This window comes from Streptomyces sp. NPDC002742, assembly GCF_042888885.1.
In the GTDB taxonomy this organism is placed as follows: Bacteria; Actinomycetota; Actinomycetes; order Streptomycetales; family Streptomycetaceae; genus Streptomyces.
Genome location: NZ_JBIAQF010000002.1, coordinates 475,815 through 488,572 on the forward strand (window position 1 = coordinate 475,815; position 12,758 = coordinate 488,572).

Here is a 12,758-nt window from a genome sequence, read left to right on the forward strand (position 1 = left end):
CTCCGCGCTGAGGAGGACGGCGGGCCGCCTTTACCCCAGGATGGAGGCATGCGCGACGGCACCTGGGAGTACGAGGGCTACGACCCGGCGCAGGAACGCCTGCGCGAGTCGCTGTGCACCCTCGGCAACGGGTACTTCGCGACCCGTGGCGCCGCCCCCGAGTGCGCCGCGGACTCGGTCCACTACCCGGGCACGTACGCGGCGGGCTGCTACAACCGTCTCACCTCGGAGGTGGCCGGGCACCGGGTCGAGAACGAGGACATGGTCAACCTCCCCAACTGGCTGCCGTTCCGGGTGCGGACCGCCACCGGGACCTGGCTCACCCCCGACTCGCACCGGCTGCTCGACCACCGGCTGAGCCTCGACCTGGACGCGGGCACCCTGGAACGCGCCGCGCGCTACGAGGACGAGGAGGGCCGGTGTCTCGCCGTGCGGCAGCTGCGCCTGGTCCACATGGCCGATCCGCATCTCGCCCTGCTGCGCACGGAGGTGACGGCCGAGGGCTGGTCCGGCCCGGTCGAGATCGAGTCGGCGCTCGACGGGACGGTCACCAACGGCGGAGTCGAGCGCTACCGCTCCCTCGCCTCCAGCCACCTCACGGACGCCCGGACCGGTACCCGCGGACCGGACACGGTCTGGCTGCGCTGTCGCACCACCACCTCGGAGATCCGCATCGCGCTGGCCGCCCGGACCGTCACCGACGCGCCCGCCGTGACCACGGACGCGCACACCCCCGGACGCGCCGCCCAGTTGCTCCGGATCGCGCTGACCGACGGCCGGACGGTGACCGTGGACAAGACGGTCGCCCTGCACACCTCCCAGGATCCGGCGATCAAGGACCCGCTGGACGCGGCCGTCGACCGGGTCGGCCGGGCCGCGGACTTCGAGACGCTGCTGGACATCCACCGCACGGCCTGGCAGCAGCTGTGGCGCAACACCGACCTGGAGGTGCCGAACAGCGCGGGACCGATCCTGCGTCTGCACCTGTTCCATGTGCTCCAGACACTCTCCCCGCACACCGCGGAGCTGGACGTCGGGGTCCCGGCCCGCGGGCTGCACGGCGAGGCCTACCGGGGGCACGTGTTCTGGGACGAGCTTTTCGTGCTGCCGTATCTGAACCTCCATTTCCCCGAGGTCTCCCGCGCCCTGCTCACCTACCGCCACCGTCGTCTGGAGCGGGCCCGCCGGGCGGCCCAGGACGCCGGCCGCACCGGCGCGATGTACCCGTGGCAGAGCGGCAGCGACGGACGCGAGGAGACCCAGGAGCTGCACCTCAACCCGCGCTCCGGGCGCTGGCTCCCCGACCACTCACGGCTCCAGCACCACGTCGGATCGGCCATCGCGTACAACGTGTGGCAGTACTGCGAGGCCAGCGGCGACACCGAGTTCCTGCACACCAAGGGCGTAGAGATGCTCGTGCAGATCGCCCGTTTCTGGGCCGCCTCCGCCGAGCACGACGGCACGCTCGGGCGCTACCGGATCCGCGGTGTAGTCGGACCCGACGAGTACCACGACGCCTACCCCAACGCCGACCGCCCCGGGCTCGACGACAACGCGTACACCAATGTCACGGCCGCCTGGGTGCTGGCCCGCACCCTCGACGTGCTGAACGAACTGCCCGAACTCGTCCGCCGGGATCTGGTGGAACGCACCGGCCTGGACTCCGCCGAACTCGACCTCTGGCACGACGTGTCGAGCGGCCTGCACATCCCCTTCCATGCCGGTGTCATCAGCCAGTTCGAGGGCTACGGCGAGCTCGCGGAACTCGACTGGGCGGGCTACCGCGAGCGGTACGGCGACATCCGGCGGCTCGACCGGATCCTGGAGGCCGAGGGCGACAGCGTCAACCGCTACCAGGCGTCGAAGCAGGCGGACGTACTGATGCTGGGCTACCTCTTCTCGCCCGCGGAACTCGGCGGCCTCTTCCGCCGGCTCGGACACGAGCTCGACGACACCCTCTGGCGGCACACCGTCGACCACTACCTGAGCCGTACGAGCCACGGTTCGACACTGAGCAGCCTCGTGCACGGCTGGGTGCTGGGCCGGGCACGGCGCGCCGAGGCCTGGACGTACATTCACGAAGCCCTGCGGAGCGACATCGCCGATCTGCAGGGCGGCACCACGGGGGAGGGCGTCCATCTGGGCGCCATGGCAGGCACCCTCGATCTCGTCCAGCGCGGGCTGACCGGTCTCGAGACCCGCGGCGGAGCACTGCGGCTCGACCCGGTCCCGCTGCGGGAGCTGTCCGAGTACGGCTTCGCGATCCGCTACCGGGGCCATCGGGGCGTACAACTGCGCCTGAGCGCCGGAAGGCTGACCGTCAGCGTGCCGGCCTCGGACGAACCTCCGATCGACATCACCCTGGCCGACCGCACCGTCTCGGTGGCTCCTGGTGAGACCTGCGCGCTGACGCTGCCGGAGCGGTGAGCGGTGAGCGGTGAGCGGTGAGCGGTGAGCGGTGAGGAATGAGTGGTGACCGGGCCGCGGCCGCAGCTGCGGCCGCAGCCCGCGGGGTCAGTGCGGGACCACCGTCACCGGGCACATGGTGCGGCTCAGTACGGCCTGGAGCGTGGGCCCCAGAGCCGTGCCGCCACGGCCGAGGACCAGGAGCCCGGCCGAGTCCGAGGCGTGGACGAGAGCCGTCCGCGGACTCTGGAGCCGGACGTCCTCGTAGACGCGCACCTGCGGGTACTTCTCCCGCCAAGGGCGCAGGGCGTCCGCCAGCAACTGCACCTCCTCGTCCTCCCGGGCTCCCCGGTCCTCCTCGGGGGGCGCGAACGGCGGCGACGGTCTGTCAGGGGTGGGCAGCCCCCAGGCGTGGACGGCGTGCAGCAGCGCGCCGCGCCGCAGCGCTGCCTCGAACGCGAAGCCGGTGACGACGTCGCACGGACTCCGGGCGTCGATGCCCAGCACCACCGCCCGGAGTCGTTCGGGCCCCGGGACGTGACCGGCAACGTTCCGCTGCGCCATGGCAGTTCACCCTTCCATGTCCGTCCGGGAGGCGACACCTTCACCGTCCACCCGAACCGGCCGCCGTGCACAGGGGCCGGACGGACCCCGAGCGACCGGTTTACGGGCTTCCGGACAGGGTGCGGCCGAGGAGGCTGAGCAGGCGGTCCCAGTGGCGCCGCTGCGCGGAGGCGTCGAAGGCGTCGGTGTCGGGCATGGTGAAGCCGTGGACGGTGCCGGGGTAGATCTCGCAGGTGTGATCGACCCCCGCGGTATCCAGCGCCTGACCGAGTTCGTCGATGGCCTCGGACGTCATGTCGTTCTCGGCGAGGCCGAGGTGGACCCGGGCGGTCAGTTTGGAAACGAGGCGGTGCGGGCTGTCGGGCGCGTCGCTCACGAGGGGACTGGGATGGAATCCGGCGAGGGCGGCCACCTGGTCGGGGTGGGCCGCGGCGGTGCGCAGCGCCACGTTGACGCCCATGCAGTAGCCGATCACGGCGACAGGCCCGGGGCTGACCCCGGGCCGGGTGGTGAGGAACCTGAGGTAGGCGTCGGCGTCGCCCAGGACACGTTCGGCGGTGTGCGCCTGGATCAAGGGCATCAGCTGGGCGATGATCGCGGGCCGGATCTCCTTTCCGATGTGCTCGGGAAGCTCGATCACCGGTGCCGGGCCGTGCCGGTAGAAGACGTTGGGGACGAGCACGTAGTACCCGTGCCCGGCCAGTTCGAGGGCCATCTCCTCCAGCGCGGGCCGCAGGCCGAAGGCGTCCATGTACAGCAGGACCCCCGGGTGCCGTTCACCATCGTCGGGGAAGGCGGCCAGTGCGTCGGCCCGGCCGTCCGCGGTGGGAATCTGCAGTGACTCGGTAGGAATGGTGGATCTTCCCTTCTCGGGCTGATGACAGAACACAGCCTCTGTGGCGGCGAGGTCGATGACGGATCAACTCGACGATGACGGTGGAAAGGTATCGCCGGCACCGCCGATGATCCAGAGCGTTCCCCGGCCAACGGCCTTCCCCGGCCAACGGCCTTCCCCGGCCAACGGCCTTCCTCGGCCAACGGCTCTGCTGGGCAATGCCCTTCCATCGTCGCGTGCTCACACCTCACCCCACCCCTGTCACCAGGACTCGGCTCGCAGGAACAGCGTGATCACCTCCGCGAAGAACCAGACGCAGAACACCAGACACGCAAGCCAAAGTCCCCACAGAACCCACCGGGCCTCTCGTCGTAAGCGCATGGGCGGGATCATCCCCCATCGCGGCCCCGGCCCTGTCACCGGCCCGGCTCCGGACATGAGTGCCGAGCCGGTGAAGGACGTTCGGGCCACGCGGCTCCAGCGGTCAGCGTGCGCCGCCACTGCCGTAGGGGGCGTACGGGGACAGCAGCCGGGTCTGAGGGTGCGTGAAGTCCCCTGCCGTATGGGCCGGTCGGCCCTCGCCGAGGACCAGCGGCCCCTCCTCCGGAGTCCGTGCGAAGGCAAGACTGATCACGCATCCCCCAAGGAGGTCCCCAGATGTCCCGCACAATCGTCGTCGGTCTGGACGGCTCGCCCGAGAGCCTCGCCGCAGCCGAGTGGGCAGCCTGCGAAGCCCGGCGCACGGATGCACAACTGCGTCTCGTGCACGCCTGGTTGTGGCATCCCTATGTGTACGGCCCGCTGACCGGCGTCTTGGTCCCACCGTCCTCGGAGGACCCGGAGCGTGAATGGGCCGAACGACTGCCGCGCGAGACCGCGGCCAAGCTCGCCGCGGACCACCCCGGTCTGTCCATCGCCGCCGAACGCGTCGCGGAGCAGCCCGTCACCGCCCTGCTGGCCGCCGCGGAGAACGCGGAGCTGCTGGTGCTCGGGTCCCGGGGGCTGAGTGGAGTCGCCGGTTTCCTGACGGGGTCCGTCGCGCAGGCCGTAGTGTCCCGGAGCCGGATGCCGGTCGTCCTCGTACGAGCCGACGCGAGGCCTGCGGAAGCGCACGGGCACGAGGAGGTCGTCCTCGGTCTCGTCCCGGAGCACCCGGACGCCTCCGTGATCGCCTTCGCCTTCCGTGCGGCGGCCCGCAGGGCGACGGACCTGCGCGTTGTCCACGGCTGGAGTCTGCCGCCCTACTACGGCTACAGCGGAGCCACCGACGCGGGGGTCGACGCGGAGATGCTCGCCGAGGCGCAGCAGCGGTTGACCGAGGTCCTGAGCCCCTGGCGGGAGAAATTCCCCGGCGTCGAGGTGCGCGAGCAGGCCGTGATCGGCGGCGCGGGCCCCCACCTCGTCGAGGCCTCGCGGAATGCCGCGCTGGTCGTGGTCGGCCGCCGCAACCGGCAGTCCCCGGTCGGCGCCCACATCGGACCGGTGACACAAGCGGTCCTCCACCATTCCACCGCACCGGTCGCGGTCATCCCGCACGACTGACCGCTCGGGTCGCCGATACGCGACGAAGGGTCTCAGGGGATCTCCTCCGGGGCCCTTCGCGGCCGGGCGCCGGGTCGTTTCCCAGAGGTCAGGGCGTCTTGTGTCCCCACTGCGGTCCGAGGCGCTCCCACTCGCGTTCCCAGCGGTCGTAGCGCCGTTGGTCGAGCCTCCACCGCGCCAGGCCGCCGACGCCGAAGACCAGCCCGCCGAGGGCCACGGCGGCGCCGACGCCCAGCAGGCTCGACTCGGTGGCCGCCGCGCTCGGCGACGGCGGCGCCGTGGTGGGCCGGCCCCGCGCGTCCATCCAGATCACCACGTGCGATCCGGCCTTCTGCCCGGATTCCACCAGGGCGCTGCCGACCCGGGGGGACCCGTCCGGCGCGGTCCACCGGACCGTCGCCCGGACATGGTCGTAGACACCGCCGTCTCCTGCCGGTGCCGCCGCCCCCGTACTGACGACCAGCACGGCCGGGACGGCGTTCCGGTCGTGGCGCAGCCGCGTGAAGGACGTGTCGGCGGCATGGGCCGTCACCAGGCCGGCGAGGATGCCGCCCAGCACCATCACCGTCCAGACGGTCAGCACGATCCACGCCTCGAAGACGTCGTCACGGCGACGCAGCGGATTCCTCCGCCAGCGCCAGCACCACTGCCTCGCACCCTGTGCTCCGCGCATGGCACCGCACCTCCTCGTTACACCCCAACAGTGCAAGGGGATCGCGGCGCGCGCGAGCGGTGGCGGGGGCCGCCGGGTCCGCCGGTGGGGACCGACCGGCCCGTGCGCGAGGCATCCGCCCCGGTCAGGGCGGATATGCGGGGTCATGTCGCGAGCTGAAGGGCCCGTCATGAAGACACTGGCCGGCTTGATCGGCGGGACCCTCCGGCGGCCGGGACGCCCGTACGGAAGGCATTGACGGGTCATGTCCGAGCAGACACGAAGTGTCATGTCCGAAGGAGCGCGAGAGGCCGTGAACGGCCGGACACCGCGGGACGAGCACCCGCCCCGTGGGACGTGGGGCGGGGACCCAGGAGCCGGGGAGACGGCCGAGGAGATGCAGTGGCGGGGGACCACGGTCAGGGGCGTACACGGGCCGGGACCGATCCCGACGCCGTACGGCGGCTCGACGTCCTCGCCCGCAGCCGTCCCTGGGCCGGCGGCCGAACGCGAGACCTGTGGGTACGCGGCGACCGGGTACGCGTCGACGAGGAAAGGATCGCCGTGTGCCGGATCGCCGTGTGCCGGATCGCCGTGCGCTGATCCGGACTCCGGGCCCGGCGACGCAGGGGCGACAGGAAGCGGCCACTCTCCGTTCGCCTGGGACCAATGGGCCCTGGCCTCCCCGCAGGTGCCGCCGCAGTCTGACCGTATGTCGCTGTATCGCTGTGTCGCCTCGACACGTGGGAGTTGGCTCCGGTGATGAATCCCAACGACGGCTTTCGAGAACTCGGCCGGCAGGAATGTCTGGACCGGCTCGGTGACGTGTCCATAGGCAGGGTCGTCCACACACGGGACGCCCTGCCCGCGGTCCTGCCGGTCAATTTCTGTCTCGACGCCGAGTCCGCCGTCGTGCTGCGGACGGCGGCGGACTCCGAACTGGCCCGCTCCATCGACGGAGTGGTGGTGGCGTTCGAGGCCGACGCGGTGGACGCGGCCGCGCACTCCGGCTGGAGCGTCGTCGTGACGGGGCGCGCGATGGTGGTGAGCGATCCCGCCGAGCATGATCGCCTCACCCGGACAGGACCCCGTTCCTGGGTGGCCTCGCCCCACGACGTCTTCATCCGCATCGCGTCCGAACTGGTCACCGGACGGGAGCTCGTCGGCGGCCGCACTCTGTACGGGGTGGACCTGCCTTCCTGACCCGGAGATCTCCTGGCGGGCCGACCCGTGACGTGATCACCCGGTCGGCGGACCGGCGGCGCCGGCCGCCGGACAGGTTGCCCGCGAACCCGTTCGACACCATGGTCACGCCCGCGGCCGGGGCGCCCGGCTCGGCGGTCACGAAGGCCTCCGAGCCCCTCGACGCGCCCTGCCGCGTCTTCGCGCGGCAGGCCGCGCATCCGTCGCCACGGACGCGCGGCCTGCTCCGCTCCGGCTCAGGACCGGGAGGGGGTCACAGGACCTCGGTCTCATCGCGGGTGGTCTCGCCCCACAGCGTGTGGAAGCTGCCCTCGCGGTCGGTGCGCCGGTAGGTGTGGGCGCCGAAGAAGTCGCGCTGGCCCTGGGTGAGGGCGGCGGGCAGCCGGTCGGCGCGCAGGGTGTCGTAGTAGGACAGGGCGGCCGAGAACGCGGGCACCGGGACGCCTCTGCGGGTGGCCGTGGAGATGACCTCGCGCCAGGGGACCTGGGCGTCCTTGATCTCGGTGGCGAACCCCGCGTCCGAGAGCAGGCTGACCAGGCCCGGATCGACGGCGTACGCGGCGCGGATACGGTCCAGGAACGCCGCGCGGACGATGCAGCCGCCGCGCCAGATCTTCGCCACCTCGCCGAGGTCGATGTCCCAGCCGTACTCCGCGGCGGCGTCCAGGATCATCTTCCAGCCCTGGTCGTAGGCGATCAACTTCGATGCGTACAGGGCGTGTTCGACCTGGCTGGTGAACCGCTCGGCCTCCGTTCCCGACAGGTCCCAGTGGGTGCCGCCGGGCAGGCCGCGGTACGCGGCGCGCAGTTCGCCCTGACTGGAGGCGGCGCGGGCGAAGGTCGCCTGCGCGATGGCGGTGACCGGCGAGCCGAGGTCGAGGGCGGTCTGCACGGTCCAGCGCCCGGTGCCCTTCTGCCCCGCGGCGTCGACCACGACGTCCACGAACGGTTCCCCGGTGGAGGCGTCGGTGTGCGCGAGGACCTCGGCGGTGATCTCGATCAGGTAGGAGTCGAGGCGGCCCTTGTTCCAGCGCCGGAAGATCTCCGCGATCTGCGGCGGCGTGTAGCCGCCGACGCGGCGGAGCAGGTCGTAGGCCTCGCCGATGAGCTGCATGTCGGCGTACTCGATGCCGTTGTGCACCATCTTGACGAAGTGTCCGGCGCCGTCCGTGCCGATGTGCGTGGCACAGGGCTCGCCGTCCACCTTGGCGCTGATCGACTCGAACATCGGGCCGAGAGAGGCGTACGACTCCGGGGAGCCGCCGGGCATGATGCTCGGCCCGTGCAGGGCGCCCTCCTCGCCGCCGGACACACCCGCGCCGACGAAGTGGATGCCCCGTTCGCGCAGCGACTGTTCACGACGCCGGGTGTCGGTGAAGTGGGCGTTGCCGCCGTCGATGATCATGTCGCCGGTTTCGAGGAGCGGGGCGAACTCCTCTATGACGGCGTCGGTGGCCGCACCTGCCTGCACCATGATCATCAGGCGGCGGGGGCGCTCCAGCGCGGCCACGAACTCCTCGGCCGACTCGGCCGCCACGAAGGCGCCCTCGTGCCCGAACTCCTCGACCAGTGCCTTGGTGCGTGCGGGGGTGCGGTTGTGGACGGCGACGGTGTAGCCGTTCCGGGCGAAGTTGCGGGCCAGGTTGCGGCCCATCACCGCGAGCCCTGTGACGCCGATCTGCGCGGTCGCCTTCATGGTGTGCTCCTTGGATCCGGATCTGCCTGCCCGCGTACCTGACGGGCGAACAGACGACTGTCGCTGTGTCGATCAGTACGCACGACAGGGGGTGAGGTGTTCACCTTCCGGGGCAGGTGGTGCGCCGGATCGCGTGCCAGGGTCTCCGGACGACGTGCGGAGGCGGGTACTCCGGAAGGCCCGGACGGACCCGGCGGTTCCGGGACTTCGGCATTCCGGAACCCCGGAACCCCGGAACCCCGGCCGGCGGTCCGGCGGTCAGCCGTTCCGGCGCTGTCGCCACCCGTGGTCCACCGGCCCGATGCCGGCGCCGAGCGCGAAACCGGCCTCTATCGCGGCGGTCACGTACGCCTTGGCCCGCCGTACCCCCTCCGGTACCGAAAGGCCCTCGGCCAGGCCCACCGCGATCGCCGAGGCGAGCGTGCAACCGGTGCCGTGCGTGTGCCGGTTGTCGTGCCGCGGCGCGCGCAACCAGTGCTCCGCCGTTCCGTCGGTGAGCAGATCGACGGCCTGACCCGGCAGATGGCCCCCCTTCACCAGCACCCAACGGGGACCGAACGCGAGCAGCCGGTCGGCGGCCCCGCGCATGCCCTCCTCGTCCTTCACCTTCACCCCGGTGAGCTGCGCGACCTCGTCGAGGTTCGGGGTGGCCACCGTCGCCCGCGGCAGCAACCGGGTCCGTACGGCGTCCAGCGCGTCGTCGGCCAACAGCCGGTCCCCGTGCTTCGAGACGCTCACCGGGTCCACGACGACGGGGGCGCCCACGTCGGACAGCAACTCGGCGACAGTCGTGACCAGGCCGGGCGACGAGAGCATCCCGGTCTTCACGGCCTGTACGCCGATGTCGTCGACCACGCTGCGGTACTGGGCGCGCACAGCCTCCTCGGACAGCTCCCAAGCACCCTGCACACCGACGGAGTTCTGCGCGGTCACCGCGGTGAGCACGCTCATGCCGTGGGCGCCCAGCGCGAGCATCGTCTTCAGGTCGGCCTGGATCCCGGCGCCACCGCCGGAGTCGGATCCGGCGATCGTCAGGACGCGGGGCGGCGTGGTCACAGGAGTTGTTCCTCTCGGATACGGCTTCGGGCGTGGGGCCCTCGACCGGCGGAGCGACGAAGGGCCCTCAGGCGCGGCGGCGCAGCCGGAGCGGGGCGTAGAGGGCGAGGGCGACGAGGAACGCCACGTAGTAGGAGAGGTCCGCGCCGTGCAGCGCCTCGGCCACCGGACCGACGTACAGGCCGGTGTCCATGAACGGCACGGCCGCGCCGAACGCCGCGACGAAGGCAACCAGTGACGGCCATACCGGGCGCGGAAGGGAGATCTCGGCGGCGACGTCGAACGGGACGCCCCCACGCTCCCGCCCGCGGGCGATCCAGTCGACGACGACGATCGCGACGAACCCGGGGATCCAATACCCCACGAACAGCAGCACGTTCTGGAAGCGGGCCGTGGTGTCGGCGGCGTGCATCCACAGCACCAGCGGGAAACCGAGCCCGGCGGCCAGGGCGGCGGCCACCGGGCGCGGTATCCGCACGCCCAGGGTCTGCAGGGCGAGTGAACCGCTGTAGTCGTTCATCGCGTTGCTGCACACCGCCGCCAGTGCCACGGCCAGCAACCCGAACGCGCCCGCGGCCCCGCCGCCCAGCAGCGCGTCCACGCCCGCCGCCGTCTGGTCGGTCAGCACCGACGCGCCCCACAGCCCGAGGACCTGCACGGCGACGAAGGACGCGACGAGGCCGAGCAGGGTGCACCAGAACATCCGCGGTCGGGACGTCGTACGCGGCAGATAGCGGCTGAAGTCACCGGCGTACGGCGCCCAGGACAGCGAGAGGCTGAGCGCGATGGTGCTGGTGAGCACGAACGCGCCCGCGCGATCGGCGCCGGTCGCCGTCCCTGTCGCGGCCGGGTGGACGCCGTCGAGCATGCGCCAGGCGATCACCGCGAAGGCGATGGCTAGCGCGAACGTCATCACGATCTGCAGGCGGTGGATGGCCTCGTAGCCGAGGACGCCGAGCGCCCCCTGGGCAAGCATCATCACGAGCACGCCGAGCCAGAACGGCCAGCCGCACAGCCGCGCCAGCGCGTCCCCGCCGAACAGGCCGATCAGCGCGTCCCAGGCGACCGAGGACAGCCACTGGAGCATCCCCGGCAGCACCACGGCGCGGCCGAACGCGAGCCGTGCGAGCGGTAGTTGGCCAGTGCCGGTGAGGCCGCCCCAGGTGCTGAGGTAGGCGGTGGGCAGCGCGCCGAGCACGGTCCCGAGGACGACAGCCGCCAGCGCGGTGGCGAAGTCCAGACCGAGCGCGATACCGATGGTGCCGGTGAACACGCCCGTCATCGTCAGGTTCGGAGCGAACCACACCGTGAACAGGCGCCCGGCCCCGCCGTACCGGTTGTTCTCGGGGACCGGCTCGATGCCGTGTCCCTCCACCCGCAGGTCGCCGGGAGCGGCGGGCATCCGTCCGTCGAAGACGGCGGGCCGGCCGTCGACGGGCAGCCCGTCGGAAACATGCGCCAATGGCATGGAAGACATCCCTCCGCCAGTACGAACTGGTTCAGGTTCGACGGGTGTGATCTCAGCCCTCGGACGGGGCACCCCGTGTCCGGTACTACGACGGACACATTAACCCCATCCCCCAGGTCGTGGGTACGACGGCTCCCGTGCGCGACGGCTCCCGAGCAGGACGGCTCCCGAGCACGACGGCTGTCGTGCTCGGCGGTCCCTGCGTAGGGCGGCTCCTGTGCAGGGCGGCCCCTGCGCACGGCCGAGATGGCCGTCCGCGGTGCTGGAGTCACCCACCCGGGCCAGTGCCCGCCGGCACAGTCGGCTTCGTCCGAGCGCCCCGACCGGGCCTTTCGCGGGGCGCCGCGCGTCGCCCCTCGGTACTGTCGGAAGTGATCGCCGCTCGCTCTCCGTTCCAGGGTTCCCGGACCCCGGTGGCCGGGCGGAAGGAGGCAGAGTGCCGTGACCGTGATCTCCCTGAAGTCCGCGCAACTGCGGGAAGGGCCCACCCTCCCGTACGCCGAAGCCGGCTACCCCAGTGGTACACCGGTCGTCCTCGTGCACGGTCTGGCCGACTCCTGGTGGTCCTTCGAGCCCCTTCTCAGGCGCCTGCCGGCGTCCCTGCACGGCTATGCGCCCACGCAGCGCGGACACGGCGATGCCGACCGGCCCGCGGAGGGCTACGATCCCGACGACTTCGCCGCCGACCTGGTGTCCTTCCTGGACGCGGTCGACATCCCCCGCGCCATCCTGGTCGGGGCGTCCAGCGGCGGCGTACCGGCCCGGATCGTCGCGGGCAGTCACCCCGACCGCATCGCGGGTCTGGTTCTGCTCGGCGTCCCCGGCACCCTCGCGGACAAGCCGGCGGCGGCCGCGCTGGGGAAGTCCCTGGAAGATCTCTCCGACCCCGTGCCCCGCGCGTTCGTCGAGGACTTCCTGGCGGGCACGGCGACCCGCCCGATCGCCCGGGGCTTCATCGAGACGATGGTGGAGGAGAACCTCAAACTCCCCGCGTACGTCTGGAAGGAGACCGCGCGCGGTCTCCTCGACGCCGACCTCGGTGGCACCCTCGCGGGCATCCTGGTGCCCACCCTCGTCATCTGGGGCGAACAGGACGAGTTCCTGCCCCGTGAGGACCAGCAGACCATCCTGGACGCCGTCCACGGCGCGGCCTTCGTCGCCTACGAGGGCGCCGGCCATGTCGTCCACTGGGAACAGCCCGAACGCGTGGTCGCCGACATCGCCGCGTTCGCCACGCGGATCGAGCACCCCGGTACCGCGTACGGCACCGCCTGACCTCGCCCCGAGGATGAACGGCCGCGCGCCGAAACCGCGTTGGCCTGAGCCTCTGATGACT

General features: G+C 71.8%; 12 protein-coding genes and 1 riboswitch. Of the genes, 5 read left to right on the forward strand and 7 right to left on the reverse strand.

Annotated elements, in window-relative coordinates:
* The first annotated feature begins 48 nt into the window (after nt 1-48).
* Nucleotides 49-2,427 (forward strand): glycoside hydrolase family 65 protein, encoded by a 2,379-nt coding sequence (locus ACFYW8_RS04905; protein ID WP_389067930.1) that lies wholly within the window; start codon nt 49-51, stop codon nt 2,425-2,427.
* Nucleotides 2,428-2,514: 87 nt separating this feature from the next.
* On the opposite strand, the gene ACFYW8_RS04910 is transcribed toward ACFYW8_RS04905, so the two are convergent.
* The 3 genes from ACFYW8_RS04910 to ACFYW8_RS04920 all read right to left on the reverse strand — a co-directional run bounded on the left by ACFYW8_RS04910 (nt 2,515) and on the right by ACFYW8_RS04920 (nt 4,439).
* Entirely contained in the window at nt 2,515-2,970 is a 456-nt protein-coding gene (locus ACFYW8_RS04910) for a universal stress protein (protein WP_365876014.1), read from the reverse strand.
* A gap of 100 nt (nt 2,971-3,070) precedes the next feature.
* Entirely contained in the window at nt 3,071-3,823 is a 753-nt protein-coding gene (locus tag ACFYW8_RS04915) for a dienelactone hydrolase family protein (protein WP_389068157.1), read from the reverse strand.
* 466 nt (nt 3,824-4,289) lie between these two features.
* On the reverse strand, nt 4,290-4,439 hold the full coding sequence (locus ACFYW8_RS04920) for a hypothetical protein (protein ID WP_389067934.1): 150 nt from the start codon (nt 4,437-4,439) through the stop codon (nt 4,290-4,292).
* A gap of 23 nt (nt 4,440-4,462) precedes the next feature.
* On the opposite strand from ACFYW8_RS04920, the gene ACFYW8_RS04925 reads away from it, so the two are divergent.
* On the forward strand, nt 4,463-5,347 hold the full coding sequence (locus tag ACFYW8_RS04925) for a universal stress protein (RefSeq protein WP_389067936.1): 885 nt from the start codon (nt 4,463-4,465) through the stop codon (nt 5,345-5,347).
* Nucleotides 5,348-5,435: 88 nt separating this feature from the next.
* On the opposite strand, the gene ACFYW8_RS04930 is transcribed toward ACFYW8_RS04925, so the two are convergent.
* On the reverse strand, nt 5,436-6,020 hold the full coding sequence (locus ACFYW8_RS04930) for a hypothetical protein (RefSeq protein WP_389067939.1): 585 nt from the start codon (nt 6,018-6,020) through the stop codon (nt 5,436-5,438).
* A gap of 381 nt (nt 6,021-6,401) precedes the next feature.
* Here ACFYW8_RS04930 and ACFYW8_RS04935 point away from each other — a divergent pair, with 381 nt between their 5' ends.
* Nucleotides 6,402-6,602, forward strand: a complete 201-nt coding sequence (locus tag ACFYW8_RS04935) for a hypothetical protein (RefSeq protein ID WP_389067941.1) — start codon at nt 6,402-6,404, stop codon at nt 6,600-6,602.
* A gap of 159 nt (nt 6,603-6,761) precedes the next feature.
* Nucleotides 6,762-7,202 carry a pyridoxamine 5'-phosphate oxidase family protein gene (locus ACFYW8_RS04940; RefSeq protein ID WP_389067944.1) on the forward strand — a complete coding sequence of 147 codons (441 nt, stop codon included), beginning with the start codon at nt 6,762-6,764 and terminating at the stop codon, nt 7,200-7,202.
* Nucleotides 7,203-7,455: 253 nt separating this feature from the next.
* On the opposite strand, the gene gndA is transcribed toward ACFYW8_RS04940, so the two are convergent.
* The 3 genes from gndA to ACFYW8_RS04955 all read right to left on the reverse strand — a co-directional run bounded on the left by gndA (nt 7,456) and on the right by ACFYW8_RS04955 (nt 11,422).
* Entirely contained in the window at nt 7,456-8,898 is a 1,443-nt protein-coding gene (gene gndA, locus ACFYW8_RS04945; protein ID WP_365876024.1) for an NADP-dependent phosphogluconate dehydrogenase, read from the reverse strand.
* A 258-nt stretch (nt 8,899-9,156) separates the two neighbouring features.
* Complete coding sequence (thiD, locus tag ACFYW8_RS04950) at nt 9,157-9,954, reverse strand: bifunctional hydroxymethylpyrimidine kinase/phosphomethylpyrimidine kinase (protein WP_365876026.1); 798 nt, start codon at nt 9,952-9,954, stop codon at nt 9,157-9,159.
* 67 nt (nt 9,955-10,021) lie between these two features.
* Nucleotides 10,022-11,422: a purine-cytosine permease family protein gene (locus ACFYW8_RS04955; RefSeq protein WP_389067949.1), complete on the reverse strand. Its 1,401-nt coding sequence runs from the start codon at nt 11,420-11,422 to the stop codon at nt 10,022-10,024.
* A riboswitch (TPP riboswitch) is annotated at nt 11,414-11,508 on the reverse strand. Its footprint overlaps the gene before it by 9 nt.
* 355 nt (nt 11,509-11,863) lie before the next feature.
* On the opposite strand from ACFYW8_RS04955, the gene ACFYW8_RS04960 reads away from it, so the two are divergent.
* Entirely contained in the window at nt 11,864-12,697 is an 834-nt protein-coding gene (locus ACFYW8_RS04960) for an alpha/beta fold hydrolase (protein ID WP_389067952.1), read from the forward strand.
* Nucleotides 12,698-12,758: the final 61 nt, after the last annotated feature.